This is a genomic window from Mycolicibacterium stellerae (assembly GCF_003719305.1).
Taxonomy (GTDB): domain Bacteria; phylum Actinomycetota; class Actinomycetes; order Mycobacteriales; family Mycobacteriaceae; genus Mycobacterium; species Mycobacterium stellerae.
This window is the reverse complement of record NZ_RARC01000030.1, coordinates 40,682-58,948: the sequence shown is the minus strand read 5'-3', so window position 1 is coordinate 58,948 and position 18,267 is coordinate 40,682. Positions and strand designations below refer to the sequence as shown.

At 65.7% G+C, this 18,267-nt stretch carries 22 protein-coding genes and 1 tRNA gene; 14 read left to right on the top strand and 9 right to left on the bottom strand.

The features are described from left to right. The first annotated feature begins 49 nt into the window (after positions 1–49). The 3 genes from D6M19_RS27100 to D6M19_RS27090 are packed head-to-tail and all read left to right on the top strand — an operon-like array spanning position 50 to position 3,689. Positions 50–1,522, top strand: coding sequence for an ABC transporter permease subunit (locus D6M19_RS27100; protein WP_123028374.1), 1,473 nt, complete (start codon positions 50–52; stop codon positions 1,520–1,522). Beyond that, on the top strand, positions 1,519–2,292 hold the full coding sequence (locus D6M19_RS27095) for an amino acid ABC transporter ATP-binding protein (protein WP_123028373.1): 774 nt from the start codon (positions 1,519–1,521) through the stop codon (positions 2,290–2,292). The genes D6M19_RS27100 and D6M19_RS27095 overlap by 4 nt, the downstream gene beginning before the upstream one ends. 23 nt (positions 2,293–2,315) lie before the next feature. After that, the gene (locus D6M19_RS27090; RefSeq protein WP_123028372.1) at positions 2,316–3,689 is read left to right on the top strand and encodes a flavin monoamine oxidase family protein; all 1,374 of its coding nucleotides are present in this window, start codon (positions 2,316–2,318) and stop codon (positions 3,687–3,689) included. Here the strand turns inward: D6M19_RS27090 and D6M19_RS27085 are convergent, their stop codons facing one another. After that, positions 3,690–4,349 (bottom strand): O-methyltransferase, encoded by a 660-nt coding sequence (locus tag D6M19_RS27085; RefSeq protein WP_123028371.1) that lies wholly within the window; start codon positions 4,347–4,349, stop codon positions 3,690–3,692. Positions 4,350–4,377: 28 nt separating this feature from the next. On the opposite strand from D6M19_RS27085, the gene D6M19_RS27080 reads away from it, so the two are divergent. Further along, positions 4,378–4,662, top strand: coding sequence for an NIPSNAP family protein (locus D6M19_RS27080; protein WP_123028370.1), 285 nt, complete (start codon positions 4,378–4,380; stop codon positions 4,660–4,662). A gap of 212 nt (positions 4,663–4,874) precedes the next feature. On the opposite strand, the gene tgt is transcribed toward D6M19_RS27080, so the two are convergent. Next, the gene (gene tgt, locus D6M19_RS27075; protein ID WP_123028369.1) at positions 4,875–6,098 is read right to left on the bottom strand and encodes a tRNA guanosine(34) transglycosylase Tgt; all 1,224 of its coding nucleotides are present in this window, start codon (positions 6,096–6,098) and stop codon (positions 4,875–4,877) included. Positions 6,099–6,155: 57 nt separating this feature from the next. On the opposite strand from tgt, the gene D6M19_RS27070 reads away from it, so the two are divergent. Together D6M19_RS27070 and D6M19_RS27065 are read left to right on the top strand one after the other, a co-directional pair. Beyond that, entirely contained in the window at positions 6,156–6,596 is a 441-nt protein-coding gene (locus D6M19_RS27070) for a lipoprotein LpqH (RefSeq protein ID WP_123028368.1), read from the top strand. Between the two features lie 129 nt (positions 6,597–6,725). Next, a complete protein-coding gene (locus D6M19_RS27065) occupies positions 6,726–7,187 on the top strand; it encodes a lipoprotein LpqH (RefSeq protein WP_123028367.1) in 462 nt (153 codons plus the stop codon). A gap of 57 nt (positions 7,188–7,244) precedes the next feature. Here D6M19_RS27065 and D6M19_RS27060 read toward each other — a convergent pair whose 3' ends face one another. After that, positions 7,245–7,583 (bottom strand): DUF732 domain-containing protein, encoded by a 339-nt coding sequence (locus tag D6M19_RS27060; protein ID WP_123028366.1) that lies wholly within the window; start codon positions 7,581–7,583, stop codon positions 7,245–7,247. A 56-nt stretch (positions 7,584–7,639) separates the two neighbouring features. Here D6M19_RS27060 and D6M19_RS27055 point away from each other — a divergent pair, with 56 nt between their 5' ends. The 7 genes from D6M19_RS27055 (at position 7,640) to D6M19_RS27025 (ending at position 14,095) form a co-directional block, all read left to right on the top strand. Next, positions 7,640–8,308, top strand: coding sequence for a cutinase family protein (locus tag D6M19_RS27055; protein WP_123028365.1), 669 nt, complete (start codon positions 7,640–7,642; stop codon positions 8,306–8,308). A 189-nt stretch (positions 8,309–8,497) separates the two neighbouring features. Further along, positions 8,498–9,934, top strand: a complete 1,437-nt coding sequence (locus tag D6M19_RS27050) for a glycoside hydrolase family 183 protein (protein WP_123028364.1) — start codon at positions 8,498–8,500, stop codon at positions 9,932–9,934. 36 nt (positions 9,935–9,970) lie between these two features. After that, complete coding sequence (locus tag D6M19_RS27045; RefSeq protein ID WP_123028363.1) at positions 9,971–10,474, top strand: flavin reductase family protein; 504 nt, start codon at positions 9,971–9,973, stop codon at positions 10,472–10,474. Further along, positions 10,471–11,187: a pyrimidine reductase family protein gene (locus tag D6M19_RS27040; protein ID WP_123028362.1), complete on the top strand. Its 717-nt coding sequence runs from the start codon at positions 10,471–10,473 to the stop codon at positions 11,185–11,187. The genes D6M19_RS27045 and D6M19_RS27040 overlap by 4 nt, the downstream gene beginning before the upstream one ends. A gap of 42 nt (positions 11,188–11,229) precedes the next feature. Continuing rightward, positions 11,230–11,595, top strand: coding sequence for a WXG100 family type VII secretion target (locus D6M19_RS35335; protein ID WP_123028361.1), 366 nt, complete (start codon positions 11,230–11,232; stop codon positions 11,593–11,595). 12 nt (positions 11,596–11,607) lie between these two features. Then, positions 11,608–13,191 (top strand): Rv0964c family protein, encoded by a 1,584-nt coding sequence (locus tag D6M19_RS27030; protein ID WP_123028360.1) that lies wholly within the window; start codon positions 11,608–11,610, stop codon positions 13,189–13,191. 10 nt (positions 13,192–13,201) lie between these two features. After that, positions 13,202–14,095 (top strand): Imm52 family immunity protein, encoded by an 894-nt coding sequence (locus tag D6M19_RS27025; protein WP_123028359.1) that lies wholly within the window; start codon positions 13,202–13,204, stop codon positions 14,093–14,095. Positions 14,096–14,114: 19 nt separating this feature from the next. Here the strand turns inward: D6M19_RS27025 and D6M19_RS27020 are convergent. The 3 genes from D6M19_RS27020 to D6M19_RS27010 form a co-directional block, all read right to left on the bottom strand. Continuing rightward, a tRNA-Ser gene (locus D6M19_RS27020) sits at positions 14,115–14,205 on the bottom strand. A 29-nt stretch (positions 14,206–14,234) separates the two neighbouring features. Continuing rightward, on the bottom strand, positions 14,235–14,690 hold the full coding sequence (locus D6M19_RS27015; RefSeq protein ID WP_123028358.1) for a nucleoside deaminase: 456 nt from the start codon (positions 14,688–14,690) through the stop codon (positions 14,235–14,237). Continuing rightward, positions 14,687–15,202, bottom strand: coding sequence for a tRNA adenosine deaminase-associated protein (locus D6M19_RS27010; protein ID WP_123028357.1), 516 nt, complete (start codon positions 15,200–15,202; stop codon positions 14,687–14,689). The genes D6M19_RS27015 and D6M19_RS27010 overlap by 4 nt, the downstream gene beginning before the upstream one ends. Before the next feature lie 94 nt (positions 15,203–15,296). Here D6M19_RS27010 and D6M19_RS27005 point away from each other — a divergent pair, with 94 nt between their 5' ends. Next, entirely contained in the window at positions 15,297–16,256 is a 960-nt protein-coding gene (locus D6M19_RS27005; RefSeq protein ID WP_268812336.1) for a prephenate dehydrogenase, read from the top strand. Here the strand turns inward: D6M19_RS27005 and D6M19_RS27000 are convergent. The 3 genes from D6M19_RS27000 to D6M19_RS26990 are packed head-to-tail and all read right to left on the bottom strand — an operon-like array spanning position 16,219 to position 18,265. Next, positions 16,219–16,803, bottom strand: coding sequence for a putative glycolipid-binding domain-containing protein (locus D6M19_RS27000; RefSeq protein WP_123028355.1), 585 nt, complete (start codon positions 16,801–16,803; stop codon positions 16,219–16,221). The genes D6M19_RS27005 and D6M19_RS27000 overlap by 38 nt on opposite strands. Beyond that, entirely contained in the window at positions 16,800–17,591 is a 792-nt protein-coding gene (locus tag D6M19_RS26995) for an ABC transporter permease (protein ID WP_123028400.1), read from the bottom strand. Before D6M19_RS26995 ends, D6M19_RS27000 begins: the two co-directional genes overlap by 4 nt. Continuing rightward, positions 17,588–18,265, bottom strand: a complete 678-nt coding sequence (locus D6M19_RS26990) for an ABC transporter permease (RefSeq protein ID WP_123028354.1) — start codon at positions 18,263–18,265, stop codon at positions 17,588–17,590. The genes D6M19_RS26995 and D6M19_RS26990 overlap by 4 nt, the downstream gene beginning before the upstream one ends. Between the last annotated feature and the right edge of the window lie 2 nt (positions 18,266–18,267).

Genomic DNA, 18,267 nt, shown 5'->3' with positions numbered 1-18,267 from the left:
CCTGAGCAGAACCCTTGGGACTTTGCCCGCGACTTGTTAGCGTCCGCCGGTGCGCTATCTAAGAAAACCCGTCGTCGCTCTGATACTGCTGGCTGCGCTTCTCCTTGCGGCCTGCGGGTCGTCGGGCACCAACGGCGAAAACCCGATCAAGTCGGCAGGAGTCCTTCGCGTCGGCACCGAGGGCGTCTACGCCCCGTTCAGCTACCACGACGCAGCCAATGAGCTCGTGGGATATGACGTCGACGTCGCGAAGGCGGTCGGCGAAAAGCTGGGCGTCAGAGTCGAATTCGTCGAAACGCCGTGGGACGCAATGTTCGCCGCACTCGAGGCGAACCGCTTCGACGTCGTCGCCAACGAGGTGACGATCAACGACGAGCGCAAGGCCAAGTACGACCTGTCGGAGCCCTATTCGGTCGGCGAAGGCGTGATCGTCACCCGCGCCGACGACAACTCGATCACGACGCTGGCCGACCTCAAGGGCAAGGTGGCGGCCGAGAACGCGACGAGCAACTGGTCGGAGGTGGCCAGAAAGGCGGGCGCACGCGTCGAGTCGGTCGAGGGGTTCACCCAGGCGATCAAGCTGCTCAACCAGGGCCGGGTGGACGTCGTGGTGAACGACAGCATCGCGGTGTACGCCTACCTCGCGGAGACGGGCGACAAGACGGTGAAGATCGCAGGCAACGTCGGCGAGAAAAGCGAGCAGGGTTTCGCCGCCCGCAAGGACAGCGGGCTGCTGCCCGACCTGAACAAGGCGCTTGACGAGCTGCGCGCCGACGGCACGCTGGCCGAGATCTCGCAGAAGTACCTCAAGGCCGACGCATCGGGCGGACCCGCGGCGCCTGCCGAGAAGAAGGTGACCGAGTCGCAGTGGCAGCTCGTGCTCAGCAGCCTGGGACCGCTGGCCAAAGCGGCGATCACGAAGACGATTCCGCTGACGGTGATCAGCTTCGTGATCGGCATCGCCATTGCGCTGGCGGTCGCGCTGGCCCGGCTGTCGCCGAACGTGATCCTGACGAACGTCGCGCGGTTCTACATCTCGGTCATTCGCGGCACCCCGTTGCTTGTGCAGCTGTTCATCGTGTTCTACGCACTGCCCCAGCTGGGGGTGAAGATCGACCCGTGGCCTGCGGCCATCATCGCGTTCTCGTTGAACGTCGGAGGCTACGCCGCCGAGATCATTCGCTCCGCGATCCAGAGCATCCCCAAGGGCCAATGGGAGGCGGCCGAAACGATCGGCCTCAACTACGTCGGCTCACTGCGACGGATCATCCTGCCGCAGGCGGCCAGGGTCGCTGTGCCGCCGTTGTCCAACACGCTGATCTCCTTGCTCAAGGACACGTCGCTGGCGTCGACGATCCTGGTGACCGAGCTGTTGCGGCAATCGCAGGAGATCGCGGCCAGGACGTTCGACTTCCTCGCCTTGTACACCACGGCCGCGGTCTACTACTGGGTCATCTGCCTGGTGCTCTCGTTTGGTCAGAGCCGAGTTGAAAGTCGGCTGGAAAGGTATGTGGCGCGATGACGGAGCCCCGCGAAGACAGGATCGTCGCCGAGGATGTGCACAAGGCCTTCGGCGACAACGAAGTGCTCAAGGGTGTGTCGTTCACCGTTCCGCGCGGGACGTCGACCGCCATCATCGGCCCGTCGGGCTCGGGTAAGACGACGCTGCTTCGGGCGCTGGCCGCGCTCGACAAGCCCGACGCCGGGGTGATCCGGGTCGGCGGGGAGGACGGCGTCGAGGTCGACTTCTCCAAGCCGGTGTCGAATGACCAACTGCGCCGCTACCGCGCGCAGAGCGGCTTTGTGTTCCAGTCGCACAACCTTTTTCCGCACAAGACGGTGTTGCAGAACGTCACCGAGGGTCCGGTGTACGTGCAGAAGCGGCCGAAGGACGAGGCGGAAGCCGACGCAGTCGAGCTACTGGAGCAGGTCGGGCTGGCCGAAAAGCGGGACCAGTACCCGTTCCAGCTGTCGGGCGGACAGCAGCAGCGCGTCGGCATCGCGCGGGCGCTGGCGCTAAAGCCGAAGGTGGTGCTTTTCGACGAGCCGACCTCCGCACTGGACCCCGAACTGGTCGGCGAGGTGCTTTCGGTGATCAAGGACCTGGCGGTCGAGGGCTGGACTCTGGTCATCGTCACCCACGAGATCCAGTTCGCCAAGCAGGTTTCCGACCAAGTGCTGTTCACCGACCAGGGCGTGATCCTGGAAAAGGGTCCGCCCGCCGAGGTGATCGGCGACCCGAAGGAAGAGCGGACGCGGCAGTTCCTCGACCGAATCCTCAACCCTTTGTAGGGGTCCGTGGGAGGGTGTGCACCATGGCACACCCAGCAGGCCATGAAGCCGACGTCGTCATCGTCGGAGCAGGCATTTCGGGGATGATCGCCGCCCGACGGGTGCTCGAGGCCGGGCTCAGGCCGCTGGTGTTGGAGGCCGACGAACGGGTGGGCGGACGGATTCTCACCGAGGAGGCCGTTCCGGGGGTGCCGATCGAGCTCGGGGCCCAGTGGATCGGCGACACCCATCAACGGATGTTCGCGTTGGCGGCCGAACTGGGGGTCGAGACCTACCCGCAGTACGACGAGGGCGAGACGTCTTACGAGTTGGACGGCTCGGGGGTGTTGCGGGAGAACGAGTTTCATGCCCGCTTCGCCTCAGAGCTGAAGGAGCTCGAGCTGGTGCTGCGCCGACTCGACGTGTTGGCGGCCGAAGTTCCCGTCGAGGCGCCCTGGCTGGCACCGCGCGCCACCGAGTGGGACGCGATCACCGCGGGCGCCTGGTACGACGCGCAGGGTTTGTCGAGGGTGGCCCGCAACCTGCTGGAGATCTGCACGGTCGGGATCCTGGCCGTGCCGACCGCCGAGGTGTCGTTTCTGCATCTGCTGTTCACGATTCAGACCTGCGGGGTGACGTCGGAGATCTTTGCGGAATCCGAGGGCGGCGCGCAGACCACCCGGTTCGTCGGTGGTACCAGCGAGATTCCGAAGCGACTGGCCGCGCTCATCGCAGACCACATCGTCCTCGAGGCGCCGGTTCTTCTCATCGAACACGCCGCAGACAACGTCACAGTGCACTGCCGTGGCGGCCGGGTGGCTCATGCACGCCGGGTCATCGTCGCGATCTCGCCGACTCTGGCTGGCCGAATCATTTACGACCCACCGCTTTCCGGCGTCCGCGACCAGCTCACCCAGCGACTTCCCAACGGCTCGGCGATGAAGGCGTTCTTCATCTACGACGAACCGTTCTGGCGCGCAGATGGATTCAACGGGCAGCTCATCTCCGACGTCGGTCCCGCCCGGATGTCTAACGACACCTGCATTCCCGGCGACGACCACGGCGTCATCCTGCTGTTCCTGGAGGGCGACGAAGCACGCACCGTCGGCAGGCTCCCGCAGGCCGAGCGCAGGGCCGCGATGACAGCCGAGTTGGTGCGGCACTACGGCCAGAGGGCGGCCCGCCCAGAGCACTACGTCGACGGGGAATGGTCGGATCGGCAGTGGACGCGTGGGTGCTACAACGCCAACCACGGCCCGCATGTGTGGACGAAATACGGGCCGGCGCTGACCGTCCCGATCGGCCCGATCCACTGGGCGTCGACGGACACCGCCACGTACTGGAGCGCCTACATGGAGGGCGCGGTCAACGCGGGCGAGCGCGCAGCGCAAGAGGTCATCGACGAGCTGGTGACGTGATCACGCCCGGCAGGAGATCTCCATGCTGTCGGCATCCCGGACCGGGAAGTGCACGCTGACATAGCCGTTGGCGGGGTCGCGCAAGTAGTCGAGGTAGGGCTGCAGGCCCGGCATGCTGGTGTTGTCGGCGACGACGAGGGCGCCCGGCGCCAGCCGCGGCTCGAGCAGCTGCAGCACCTGCAGGTAGAGGTCCTTCCACCCGTCGAGCAGGACGAACTGCACCGGCCCGTCGATCGCCGCAAGGGTCTCTAGCGCGTCACCGTGCAGCACGGTGATCAGGTCGTCCAGACCGGCATCGGCGAAGTTGCCGGAGGCGACGGCCACCTTCTGTTCGTTGAGCTCCGTGGTGACCACCCGGCCCTCGCCGTTGTCGCGCACCGCCGACGCCAGGTGGATCGCGGAGATGCCAAGCGACATGCCGAACTCGACCACTGTCGTCGGCCGGGATGCCCGCACCAACGTGTAGAGCAGCCGGCCCGCTTCCGGGGTGACGGGGAGATAGAACTCGCTCAGCGCGTCGGCGCGTTCCTGTGCACTGGATTCGCCGGGCACCGAGTCTTTGCCGAACATCTCGCCCAACAGCGGCATTTGCGCGTCGGCCTCGGCGAACATCCGGGTCAGGGCGGCCGCGACGCGCGAATCAAGCAAGGTGGAAGTCATACCCACGACGGTAGTCCACACTATTCCCATGCCCGTCCTTCACATCGAGCACGAGATCAGCGAACTTGCGGTCTGGCTCGACGCATTCAGGAAGTTCGCGCCCGCTCGTCAGGCGGCTGGCGTCACCCGCACCGAGGTGTATCAGCCCGACGAGGATCCGAACTACGTCGTCGTCAACCTGAGTTTCGAGAACATCGATGCGGCAAGCAAATTCCGTGAATCGTTGATCAACCAGATCTGGTCGTCGCCCGATTCGGCGCCCGCCCTCGTCGGGCCGCCGAAGGCCCGCGTGTTGACGGAAGTAGAACTCTAGGCGGAAGCAGAACTCTGCAGCGCCGTCGGCGGCCCTTTGTGCCCGAGCGCCTCGAATGGTTGCGCTGCCGTGCCCGCCTCTGAGCGACAAATTCGCTGCTGTCGAAGCGCCAACAGTGGCCACGTCCGGGCGAGCGAATTAGTCGCTCGAAGGCGGGCACCGCAAACGTCTCCGTCCTGGCCGCTAGCACGGTCCGACCGCCGGATCGTCGATCAGCTCCCGTAGTAGCGGCCGAGAACATGCGCGCGCAGCTCGTCGAATTCGCCTGCCCCGATCGACATTCGGATCTGGTCGACCAGCCTGACGATGAAACGCTCGTTGTGGATGGTGCACAGCGTGGCCGACAGCATCTCCTTGGCCTTGAACAGGTGGTGGATATAGGCGCGGGTGTAATGCGCGCATGTGTAGCAGTCGCATTCGTCGTCGATGGGGGTGAAGTCGCGGCGGTAGCGGGCACCGGTGATGTTGTAGCGGCCCGTCGCCGAATACACCGCCGCATTGCGCGCGACCCGTGACGGCGAAACGCAGTCGAACGTGTCGGCGCCCGCGGCAACGGCGTCGAAAAGGTCGTCGGGCTCGCTGATCCCCAGCAGGTGCCTTGGCTTGTCCGGGGGCAGTTCGCTGCTGACCCAGCCGACGATCGTGGCGAGATTCTGCTTCTCCAACGCCCCGCCGATGCCGTAGCCGTCGAAGCCGCGGCCGTCGTCGTCGACGACGGACACCAACCCGCGCGCCGCCTCCCGCCGGAGGTCCTCGTATTGGGCGCCCTGCACCACGCCGAACAGCGCCTGCGGGTGGCGGTCCTGGTCGGCGGCTGCCAGCCTGCGATGTTCAGCCAGGCAACGCACCGCCCACCGGTGCGTGCGCTGCACCGATTGCTCCTGATAGCCGCGGGTGTTCACCAGGGTGGTCAGCTCGTCGAACGCGAAGATGATGTCGGCGCCGATCTGGTGCTGAATCCGGATCGACATCTCGGGGGTGAACCTGTGGGTCGATCCGTCCAGGTGCGACGTAAAGGTGACGCCGTCATCGTCGACGCGGGCCAGCCGCTCCTTGCCTTCGGCGATGATGTCGTCGGCCCGAACACGCTCGGTGTCCATCGCGAGCACCTTCCGAAAGCCTGCACCCAGCGACAACACCTGGAACCCGCCGCTGTCGGTGAAGGTGGGACCCGGCCAGTTCATAAAACTGCCGAGTCCGCCTGCCTCCTCGACGATGTCGGCGCCCGGTTGCAGATACAGGTGGTAGGCGTTGGCCAGAACAGCTTGTGCGCCAAGCTGTTTCATCGCCTCGGGGATGACGGCCTTGACCGTGGCCTGGGTGCCGACGGCGATGAAGGCGGGAGTGCGGATGTCGCCGTGCGGTGTTCGGATGACACCGGCACGTCCAAGCCGTCCAGGAAGGTCCGCTTCGACACTGAACGAGGGCTCGGCCACGACGTGTATTCAACCAATTGCCGGCCACGGCGGCAGATGCCGTCCTAGATTCTTGTCATGACAAAGCGCGACATCGCCGTTGCGGTACTGCTGGTGGTCGGCGCCACGGCCGGCTGCTCGTCGAGTCCGCCACCGGTCACCCCTCGGCCGGGAACCCTGGTCTCGGGCACCGCGCAGATCAGCATCAACGGGAAGGACGCCGGCACTACCGAGGCCGTCCAGTGCGTGGGGGCCGGGACACTGACGACGATAACCACTGGCGACAGCACATCGGGAGTCACCGCGATGGTCTCCAACCGGGACACCCTGAAGGCCGAATCAGTCGGCATCAACAACGTCGGCGGCTTCACGGGAAGCTATAACGCAGGACTGGGCGGCACCGCAAAGGTCGCCATGATCGGGCCGACTTACGACATCACCGGAACCGCCGACGGTTTCGCGACCGACAACCCGAGTTTCCGGACCGGCGGCACGTTCGCGATCAAGGTGTCCTGCTAGGCAACGGCCACCGGCCTCTGGCTCAGGCAAATTTCTGGCAATCTCAAGACCGCGTGGGGGCAGCGCTCCATACTCTGTGGGACGGTCCGCCGATGTCGACGGTCCGCGACAACAATAAGGAGAACACTGGTGAAGCGTGGGTTCGTGGTCGCCATAGGCGGCGCGGCGATTGTCGTTGCCGGTCTGTCGGGCTGTTCGTCGGAAAAGAAGTCCGAGACCAGCGGAGATACGTCTTCGGCTGCCGCAGCAGAGGGCAAGAGCACCGTCACGATCGACGGCAAGGACCAGTCCGTGCAGGGCACGGTTGTCTGCAGCACGATGGGCGAGAACGTCAACATCGCCATCGGCGACGCCACGACGGGTATCGGCGCGGTCGTCAGCGCAGGCGACAGCCCCACTGTTCATTCGGTCGGCCTCGGCAACGTCAACGGCGTCACGCTGGGATTCCAGGAGAACGCGGGCCAGGGTGAGGCCAAGGCCGAAAAGGACGGCAGCACCTACAAGATCTCCGGCACGGCGGTCGGCATCGACATGGCCAACCCAATGCAGCCAGCGAACAAGCCCTTCGAAATCGAGGTCAGCTGCCCGTAGTCGGGTAGTGATCTTTCAGAAGCGGCGGCGCCCCTTCGGGCGTCGCCGCTTTGATGTTCAAGCGGGCAGGGTGTATCCGGCCGCCGATTGCCGCAGCTGCCAGATCTGCGCCGGGCACAGTTCGTTGACGGCCTGGTTGATCAAGTAGGCGCCCTGGTAGTAGTCGACGGTGTTGAAGTCGCGCTTGACCTCGTCGACGAGTTGCGCATAACCCGTCTTCGCACCGACGCGGTCGCACACGCTGTACCCGTATCCGAGCGCGGCGTCGGCATTCGGGAAGTTGTACCCGGGGCGGACCGTCACATTGACCAGGTAGGCGACCTGGTCGGCGTGGGCCGACGGCGCGCCGGCCAGCGCGACAAACGAGAGCGCAACCGCAGCCAGGATTCGCTTCATCGCAGGTGATCCTAGTTCGGGAATGGGCGTTGCGCACCTGTGTCAGAGTGGAAAGAGTGAGCCCAGCCCAACTGACCCGATTGTTCGGCGCCGCGGCGGTGGCGACGGGAGCGCTGCTCGCCACACCCATCCCGTCCGCGGCCGCCGCGCCGTGCCCCGATGTCGAGGTGGTGTTCGCCCGCGGCACCTTCGAACCCCCTGGTCTTGGCGGGATCGGGCAGTCATTCGTCGACGCGGTGCGCGCCAAGGCGGCCAGCAAGTCGGTATCGGTCTATCCGGTCAACTATCCCGCTAGTACCGATTTCCCCACCGCTGTTCAGGGCATCAGGGATGCGGCCAATCGCATCGAGTCGACGGCGGGGGCCTGTCCCGACACGAAAATCGTGCTCGGCGGGTTCTCCCAGGGTGCGGCCGTAGCCGGTTTCGTCACTTCGGAGGCCGTGCCGAGCGGCGCGGACGCCGCGGAGGTGCCCGATCCGATGCCGCCCGAGGTCGCCGACCACGTTGCCGCGGTAGTGCTGCTCGGCAAACCGTCGCCGAAGTTCATGGAGCTCATCGGGACACCGCCGGTCGAAATCGGCGGCCTGTACGCGGCCAAGACGATCGACCTGTGTATCGCCGATGACCCGATCTGCTCAGGCAGCGGGGACGGCGCGAACCACAGCCTGTACAACAAGAACGGAATGACCGATCAGGCAGCGACTTTCGCGGTAGGCAAGCTCTAGCCGAGTTACACCCATGTAAGTCGCGACGGTAGGCATCCGACCGCGAATGAGCCCGCCCACGGTATCGACACGGTCACGGATGGATACCTATCGGTACATCACTGATCCCAATAGCCCCAGCAATCACTATCGTCACATCAGCTAGCGCGGGACGTCAACTGCGACGTACTGCCCCCTGAAAGGTGTGACATGTCGCCGTTTGCTCGAATCGCATCGGTACCGGTGGCGTCGGCGGCCGCTGTTGGGCTCGTCTTCGGGATCGTCGTCGCGCCACCCGCTGCCGCGGAGCCATGCACCGGAGCCGCCGCGGAGGCCCAACCTCCGACGGCGCCCAACTCCGCGGCGACTCCTGAGGTGCCCGGTGTCAGCGGTCCCCCGATCGGGCATCGTCCAAAAAAGGCCAACGACAGCGCGCCCCTGCCCAACCTGGGCCGGCTGTCGCGCTCGCTTCTGAGCGCGTTCGTGCCGCAGACCGCGCGGGTCCAACAGCAGGCGGGAGTGGCACCGCCGCCGGTACCTCAGCCGGTTCCTGACGCCGCGGCAATCGCCCAGCCGGCGCCGGCGCCCGCACCGGCTCCCCCGCCCGCGCCCGGCCCGCCGCCGGGAACATCGCTCGTCGGCTGGGTGACCGGACCGCAGAGCCCCAACGACACCATCAAACGCTTCGCGATCACCGGGACCGACCTCGGAATCATGTGGGACAACGGGGATCCCGCGAACAACCAGGTGCTGATGGCCTTCGGCGACACGATCGGCTACTGCAGCGTGCGGGGCAGGCAGTGGCGGTACAACACGATGTTCCGCACGAGCGACCGTGCCCTGTCGAAGACGGTCAGCATTCCCGACGGCGTGGTGAACAACAAGTACTCCGGTTCGCCGCTGTGGGCGCCTGCGCTGTCCAAGCAGGTCGTCAACAGCATCAAGTTCGCACCGTCGGAGACGGGCATCATTCCCACCTCCGGAATCTCGGTCGGCACAACGCAATACATGAGCTTCATGTCGATCAGGAGCTGGGACAGCCCCGGTCAGTGGACGACGAACTTCTCGGCCATCGCGGTCTCACCGGACAACGGCGAGCACTGGGGCGTCTACCCGCAGAGCGTTCGGCCCGCGTCGGCCGATGCCACGCCTCGGGTGCCGTACGTTCCCGGCGGGGAGAAGTTCCAGGTGGGCGCGTTCCTCAAGCCGGGCGACGGCTACCTCTATTCGTACGGGACACCATCGGGTAGGAGCGGACCCGCATTCGTGTCACGGGTACCGCAGTCCCTCGTGCCGGAACTGAGCCGCTACGAGTACTGGGACGGCGGGAACTGGGTGCCGAACAATCCGGGAGCCGCGCAGCCGGTGTTCCCGGCCCCGGTGAGCGAAATGTCGGTGCAGTACAACACCTACCTCAAGCAGTTCCTTGCGCTGTACTGCAACGGCAACAACGATGTGGTGGCGAGGACGGCGCCGGCCCCGCAGGGACCATGGGGTCCTGAGCAGGTGCTCGTCTCGTCCAACGATTTCCCCGGTGGCATCTACGCGCCGCTGCTGCACCCGTGGTCGACGGGCAAGGAGATCTACTACAACCTGTCGCTGTGGTCGGACTACAACGTGATGTTGATGAAGACGGTGCTGCCCTAGGCGCAGACGAGTAATCCGCGCCCATATCCTCGGACGATGAGTGGATCAGAAGCGTTCGAGGAGATAGTCGCGGCGCTCAACTACCCGATGTTCGTGATAACCACCAAAGGGGCGACCGACGACGATGAGACCGCCGCGGGTTGTCTGGTCGGGTTCGCCAGTCAAACCAGCATTAACCCCCCTCGGTTCCTGGTGGGCCTTTCGAAGCGAAACCACACCTTCCGCATAGCCGAACATTCCACGCACCTGGCCGTACACGTGCTGTCGCGCAAACATCTAGAGATCGCCCAGCTGTTCGGGAGTGAGACGGGCGACGAGGTCGACAAGTTCGCCCGGTGCGCTTGGGAGGCTGGGCCTTTGGGCTTGCCGATACTGACTGACGCCTCGGCCTGGTTCGTCGGCCGCATCCTGGAACGGTTCGACGTCGGCGATCACGTGGGCCATCTGTTGGAACCCACCGACGGCGACGCGGCTGACGTGTCTCGCGATTGGGTTTCATTCGCCGATGTCCGTGATCTGGCACCGGGCCACGAAGCATGACGAACCTGACGAGCGTCACCGATCCCGGCGATCTGGCGCAGCTCTATGCCGATGCACCGAGCGGGGTGCGCGCCAACATGATCTTCAGCGCCGACGGCGCTGCGGCGTTCGGCGGCCGCGCAGGCACACTGTCGTGTCCTGCCGACCAGAACCTGCTGCGCGACCTGCGTGCGTTCGCCGATGTCGTCTTGGTCGGAGCAGGCACCGCGCGCGCTGAGCGGTACGGCCCGGCCCGCTTCACCGAGGCTCAGGAAGCCCTTCGCGGAGCACATCGAGGACATGCGCCACCACCGATCGCAGTCGTCAGCCAGAGTGGACGACTGCCGTCGACGTTGTTCGTTGACGGCACGTCGCCCCCTTTCCTCGTCACCAGTGCCAGCGCTGCGCAAGCCCATTCGTTGGACAGCGACCCGCGCTGGCGACTTCTGGTGGCTGGCGAGGACACCGTCGATGTCGGCGCGGCGACAAAGCAGCTTCGCGCACTGGGCATGCAGCGGATCCTGTGCGAGGGAGGCCCCACCCTTCTCGATCAGCTCGTCGACGCGGACGCCGTCGATGAAATCTGCGTCACCATTGCGCCGCTGCTCGCAGGCAGCCAGCCCGTCGGCCTTCGCACACCGAGCCGACAACATGTCCCGGCTTCCCTGGAACTCCGGCACGCGCTGCTATGCGACTCGTACCTCTTCTTGAGGTACCGGCGCAGCGCGAATTAGTACGAACAGCTCTCATCGGACGCCATATTCTTGACTGATCGGATGTGTGCTCCGTCGAGTGTGGAGGTTCCAGGATCAGTGCCCAGGCCGATTCGCGTGGTCCCAGAGGATCTGCACACATCAGCGACGAAGGTGGACAACCACGCCGAAGAGCTCGAGGCGCGCCACACATCCGCTCACGGTCGCATAGAGGCGGCGCAAGTAGGAACGCCGGCGGTCTCCGCGGCAGCACTGAGCGCAGCGGTAGCCAAGTGGCAAACCGACAGCTCAACCCTCGTTGGCAACTTGCTCCAGCACGGCGAAGGGCTGCGTGGAGCCGCGGTTCGTTACACAAGCACAGAGGAGAGCAATACCTCCGACGTGACCGCCGTAGGCAATGAAGCTTCGACCACCGGCGCCGACCTATAGCGGTCTGAGGCTGTGACCGTCTCCGTCGCCGACATTGAGCGGTGGGACCCTGGGGACGTCCGCGAGGTCTTCCACGCCACCCGCAACAGGGCGGAGGCGGCATTCGAAGCGGCCGACGGAATTGCGACGCTTCCGGCGTTCGGAACGTGGGGTGGTGAAGCGGCGGTCGCTGCTCGGGAGGCCAACGAGAAGCTCCGCAAAGACCTGGACGCGCAGGGCAACGAGGCCCTGGCCGTGGCCAAAGCAGCGCGAAAAGCCGCCGACGACATGGAACAGGTCAAGTCGGATCTGGCACGACTGGAAGCTGACGCGATCGCCGCCGGATATCAGATCAACACGGTCATGAGTCAGGTGATACCTGGTCCGAACTTCAAAACTCCGATGATCATCGCCATCGCCGAGATGGCCGAGCTGCAAGGCCGACTCGACAAGATCCTTGCCGATGCCGTGCGGGTCGACGAGGAGCTGGCTACCGCGATCAACATGGCGACGGGCGCCACTCCGATACCTGGGGCGCCGCAGGCGCCGATCGATAAGACCGGCCTCGACGAGGATGCACCGGCGGAGTCAACGGGACCGTCGGTTCTGGCGGGCATCAACCGCGCCAATGACCAAGCCGTTCTCGACGCCATGGAAAAGGTCCGCAACGCACAGGCGGCAATCGACAAGGCGGCTGCGGAGGCATACACGCACGGTGCGGGCAGCCCCGAAGCTCTAACGGCGATGGCCGAGCTTCCTCAGCTCAAGAAGAATCTGGCAGACGCCCTCGATGAGCTCGGGAAGGTCCCCGACTTCTCCAAGATCGACCCGAACTCAGTCACCTTGACCCCCGACGGCAACGTCACCTTCGGCCCCATGACGGCTAATCAAGCCGCGCAGGTGATCGGCACCCTGAAGAACGGCACCGGCGAGATATACGACGCCAAAGCGATGGCCTACTACACCTACAAGGACGGCAAGCTCGTCGGCACCCGATTCCTCGACGACGGTCGGGCTATCGCGACAGCCGAGCCGCTGCTCACCGCGGTGACGACTGCCGTTGGTGTCGGTCCGCTCGTCAAGGGCGGCGAGGGTGCCTATCTCGGTCTGCGGGCATTGTTCGGTCGCGAAGGTGCCGACGCCCTCGCAACGGTCACCGGCGAGAACGTTCTGCTGCACGCCGTCGACATCGCCGCCGCCCGATCAGCCTCGGCCCTCGACGACCTCGCCGTGCACGGGCCCGGAGCCTTCGGGCCGTCACATGAGGGATTCGCAGGTCTGTCGAAGGCGTACCAGGAGTTCATCACCGGACGCTCGATCAGCGAGGCTTATATTGTCGAAGGCCCTGCTCGAGCAGTGAAATTCGACGACTTCGCCAACGGCATGTTGATCGATGCCAAGGCCGACTATCAGCAATTCGTCGACAAGGGCGTGTGGGATACCTGGTTCCAGGGGGACAGCAAGTTTTTGAAAGCGGCCGTCGACCAGTCCACCGCCGCTGGCGACACACCGATCCAGTGGGTTTTCATGCAGAGGGAGATGGCTGACAGGATCAGCACGCTTCTCACTGAGAACGGGTTCACCAATATCGACGTCGTATGGAAGCCGATGAGTTGAGGAATTGTTGATGGGGACTTTCGTTGGCGCGTACTGGGATGTGCGCGACGAGTCGATTGACGAGTGCGCCGAGCGGATCGCCGCGCTTTTGCCGCGGTTGGCCGAGATCGATCCTCTGCTGAGCGGGTGGCGAGACAAGGCGATGACGAAGAAGGAAGCGCTGGCTGCGCCGGTCGTCGGCACCGATCGCGACGACTTGATTCAACGACTGCGGCGCGGCCTGATGCCGGGTGCTCAACCCAGTGCCGAAGGAGCCGGCTTCTCTGTTTTCTGGTGGAACGGTCACTCGAACAAGGACGGCGGCGCCACATTGAACGTGACCAACGCCGGTTCGAGAATCGCCCGTCTCCCCCGCGCGGTCGTCGTCAACATTCCGGACCAATCCACTGCAGCACAACGGTATTCAGCGTCCGCAGCGAAGCAAATCCTCCAGGCGGTGATCGAGACCTTCGAACCCAAGCGAGCAGTCTGGCTCGACGACAGCGCGCGTGACGCACAGACCGAACCCGATGTCGTGCAACCTGATGGCAGCGTCAAGCTCGGAAAGCTCGTCGGCCAACCAGCTGGCTGGGCAACGTATCTCGCCGATTCCGAGCCGACGCATTTCGACCGCCGATCGCTGCCGGGCTCCGCAGCCATTGACCGCGTCGGCGACGGAACGCTCGTCCTTCTCGGCGACGACCCGGCCAATCCACCGCTCGGCGATGTGCTCGCGGTCCGGGCGGCGATGGGCTACCGAGTTCCACAAGGAGAGAGCCAGGCAGCACCGACCGTAAGTCCATCGGATAGTCCGCGGACGGCAGCGCTTCGAGGCGAAGAGCGCGAGAGCGCCGCTGGCTCCCTTCCTCACCAACCTGAGCAAGGCGACGAAGGCGCGCCAGGTCAATCCCGGAACCCAACGTGACGCTCCGGGTGGGAAACGTTGGCGGTGGCGGAGGGATTTGAACCCTCGGACGGGGGTTACCCGTCACACGCTTTCGAGGCGTGCTCCTTAGGCCGCTCGGACACGCCACCGTGTGGCAGCCTACCCAACACCGGACCGTCTATCCCAATCGCTGCCTGGCGAAGAACGCCTCCAGCGGCGCCGCGCACTCGTCGGCCAGCACGCCGCCGACGACGGCGGGCCGATGCGTCAGCCTGCGGTCGCGCACCACGTCCCACAAGGATCCGACCGCACCCGTCTTGGGTTCCCATGCGCCGAACACCAACCGTGACACCCGCGCCATCACCAGCGCGCCTGCGCACATCGTGCACGGCTCAACGGTGACCGCCAGCGTCGCGCCCTCCAGCCGCCAGCCGTCGCCGAGCACCGCCGCCGCCTCCCGCATGGCAAGGATCTCGGCATGAGCCGTCGGATCTGCCAGCGCCTCGCGCGCGTTGGCCGCCCGGGCCAACTCAGTCCCGTCGGGCCCGAAGACGACGGCGCCGATCGGCACATCGGCCGGGCCTGCGCTGCGCGCGGCATCGAGCGCGGCGCGGATTAGGTCTTCGTCGGTCACCGATCGAGACGGTCGAGCACCGTCGCCAGTTCCTCGGCGAAGCCCATCTCCCGAGCGATCCGGCCCAGCTGTTCGTCGGCGTAGAGGTCGTACTCCGAGATGATGACGCCGAGCACCGCGTCGGGCAGGCCCATATCTGCCAGCAGCCCAAGGTCGCCCTCCTCGAACGGCTCCGCGTCGTCGAGGTCATCCGGTTCGATATCGGCATCGAGCTTCTCGAGCACCTCGGCGGCGATGTCGTAGTCCAGCGCCGCGGTGGCATCCGACAACAGCAGACGGGTGCCCGCGGGCGCCGGCCGCACGATCACGAAGAACTCGTCATCGACGTCGAGCAACCCGAAAACCGCGCCTGCGCTGCGCAGTTCACGCAGTTCGGTTTCGGCGGCAGCCAAGCTGGTCAACGCGGCGGGACGCATCGCCGAGCAGCGCCACTTGCCGTCTTCACGCACGACGGCCACCCCGAAGCCGTCCAGCGCGTCGGCGTCCTTCGCGGGTGCCCGCTGTGGTCCCATGAGCGCTTACGCTAGTCCCCGACCAGGGCATTTGACCAGTAACCGACACCAGCCGCGCGTCCGGCGAACAAGACCGTGTGCCACCCTTGATGCCGTGACGAAACCGCCCGTCTGCGTGCTGGGACTTGGCCTGATCGGCGGCTCGGTGATGCGTGCGGCGACGGCGGCAGGGCGTGAGGTCTTCGGGTACAACCGCTCGCTCGAAAACGTCCAGGCGGCCATCGCGGACGGTTTCGACGCGACGAAGAGCATCGAAACGGCATTGCAACGGGCGGCGAAGGCGGACGCGCTGATCGTCGTGGCCGTGCCCGTGCCCGCACTGCCGATCGTGCTGGAGCACGTTCGCGACCTCGCGCCGGACTCCCCGCTGACCGACGTGACCAGCGTCAAGGCCGCCGTGCTCGGTGAGGTGAAGTCGGCAGGGCTGCTGGCCAACTTCGTCGGCGGTCATCCCATGGCGGGCACCGCGCACTCCGGTTGGGCGGCGGGCGACGCAGGGCTGTTCACCGGCGCCGCGTGGGTGGTCTCCGTCGACGACCACGTCGACCCCGACGTCTGGGCGATGGTCATGGAGTTGGCATTGGACTGCGGAGCCGTTGTGGTGCCCGCGAAATCCGACGAGCACGACGCCGCAGCGGCCGCCATCTCACACCTACCGCACCTGCTCGCCGAATCCCTGGCCGCCACCGCAGGCGAAGTGCCGCTCGCCTTCGCGCTGGCCGCCGGATCCTTCCGCGACGGAACCCGGGTGGCGGCCACCGCACCGGATCTGGTGCGGGCGATGTGCGAAGCGAATGCCGATCAGTTGCTGCCTGCGCTCGACCGCTCGATCTACATGCTCGAGAAGGCACGCAGGTCGCTGGCCACCGGAGGATCGGTCGCCGAGCTCGTGGAGGAGGGCCACGCCGCCCGGATGCGGTACTCCAGCTTCCGTCGGTCTCAGATCGCCACGATCGTCGTCGGCGAAGACGGGTGGCGCGACGAACTGGCTGCCGCCGGTCGCGCCGGCGGGGTGATCAAATCCGCTCTGCCAGTCCGGGGTAGTCGAGGATGAATCCGTCAGCGTCGACGGTCACGGTCGTGTCGGCCACCGGCGAATGCAGCTTGATGCCGTCGGCCGCACTGCTGTAGCTGATCGTCACGGGCTTCACCGCCAGATCGGGAAGCGATACGTAGACCACCGGCACCGACAATGAATCGTTGCGCTGATAGAGACCGGTCCGTCGGATCGGCAACGTGTTGAAGAACGGGCTGAAGATCACGTCGACGTCCATCGCGCCGTCGTATGCCGCCCGGTTTGTCTGGCCCCCGTGGTCCTGAACCAGCCACATGTTCTCTTCGTCGCGGGCGATGGACAGCTGCCGCTCGCGCTCGGCGAGGGTGACCGTCAGTGAGAGTCGTTTAGTCGCCCCTGATTCGTCGGTGACGAGATCGTAGGATGCGGAGAACGACGGATGCGTCGGCGTGGCCGCGGCAACGATCCGGCCATACGCCTTGATTCGGTTGTTGGATAGCTGTACCCGCACCGACTCCATTCGCGGAACGTCGTGTGCGCGCCAGGTGAGGATCGCCGGCCAGGCAGGGCGCTGTTCTGCACTCACCCGTCCACCGTAGGCGACGGGCCGCCTCGTTCGTAGCCCGCTGAGAAACTGCTCTCCGTCCGCCCTCGCGACGGTGCGCGTGATTCCAGCGCAACTTCGTCGTCCAGCAACGGCACAGGCATATTCCGCAACCGCCCGCTGCCGGGCACCGACGCCCACACCGCAAAAGCCATCAGGCCGTCGAGGATCAACGCCAGAGCGGTCACCATCAGCGCACCGACCAACGCAAGGTAGAACTCGCGGACCTTGATGCCGTCAATGAGATAGCGGCCGAGGCCACCGAGGCTGGCATACGCGGCAACGGTTGCGGTCGCGACGATCTGAAGGGTCGCGGTGCGCAGACCGCCGAGGATCAACGGCATCGCATTGGGCACCTCGACCCGGAGCAGCACCCTGCGCTCGGTCATGCCCATCGACCTGGCCGCGTCGACCACCGCCGCATCGACGTTGGCGATGCCCGAATAGGTGCCCGCCAAAAGCGGCGGAATGCCGAGCAGCATGAGCGCCACGGTCGGCGGGATCAGACCCAGACCCCACAACAGCACGCCGAGCAGCAGCACACCAAGGGTGGGCAGCGCGCGCAACGCGTTCACACCGGAGACGACGACGAAGGTGCCGCGCCCGGTGTGTCCGATGATCATGCCGATCGGTATCGCGACCAACGCCGAGAAAATGACGGCGACCACCGTGTACTGCAGGTGCTCGAGGATCCGCGCGGTCAGACCCGCGGGCCCGCCCCAGTTGGCGGCGGTGAAGATGAAGGACAGTGCCTGGTTGAGGAAGTTCATGCGGCCGCGCCCACCTTCGGCTTGGCCACCTTGGCTGCGCCGGTCGCCCTTGTCCACGGGGTGAGGGCCTTACCGGCGAGCATGATCAAGGTGTCGATCACCAGCGCCAGCACGAAGATCGCGATGATGCCCGCGACGATCTGGTCACTCTTGTTGGCCTGATAACCCTCGGTGAACCAGGTGCCGAGGCCGCCGACGCCGATCACCGAGCCGACCGACACCATCGAGATATTGGTGACGGCGACCACGCGCAGGCTCGCAATGAGCACCGGGACAGCAAGCGGCAGTTCGACTTTCAGCATCCGGGTCAGCGGCTTGTAGCCGACGGCGGTGGCCGCGTCGAGCACCGCGGGGGACACGGCGTCCAGCGCCTCCGGCACCGCACGCACCAGAAGCGCGACGGTGTAGAGCGTCAGCGCGACGATCACGTTGGCCTCGTCGAGGATTCGGGTCGGGATGATCAGCGGCAACACGACGAACAGCGCCAGCGACGGAATCGTGAAGATGATGCTCGCGGTGACCGTGGTCAACCGTCGCAGCACCGTCGTGCGTTGTACGAGCGCACCCAGCGGCACGGCGATCAGCAGCCCGAGCACGATCGGGATGAGCGACAGCCTTAGGTGGATCACCGTGAGCGCCCACAGGTCGTCGAGGTGGGTGAAGAGATAGCGCACGG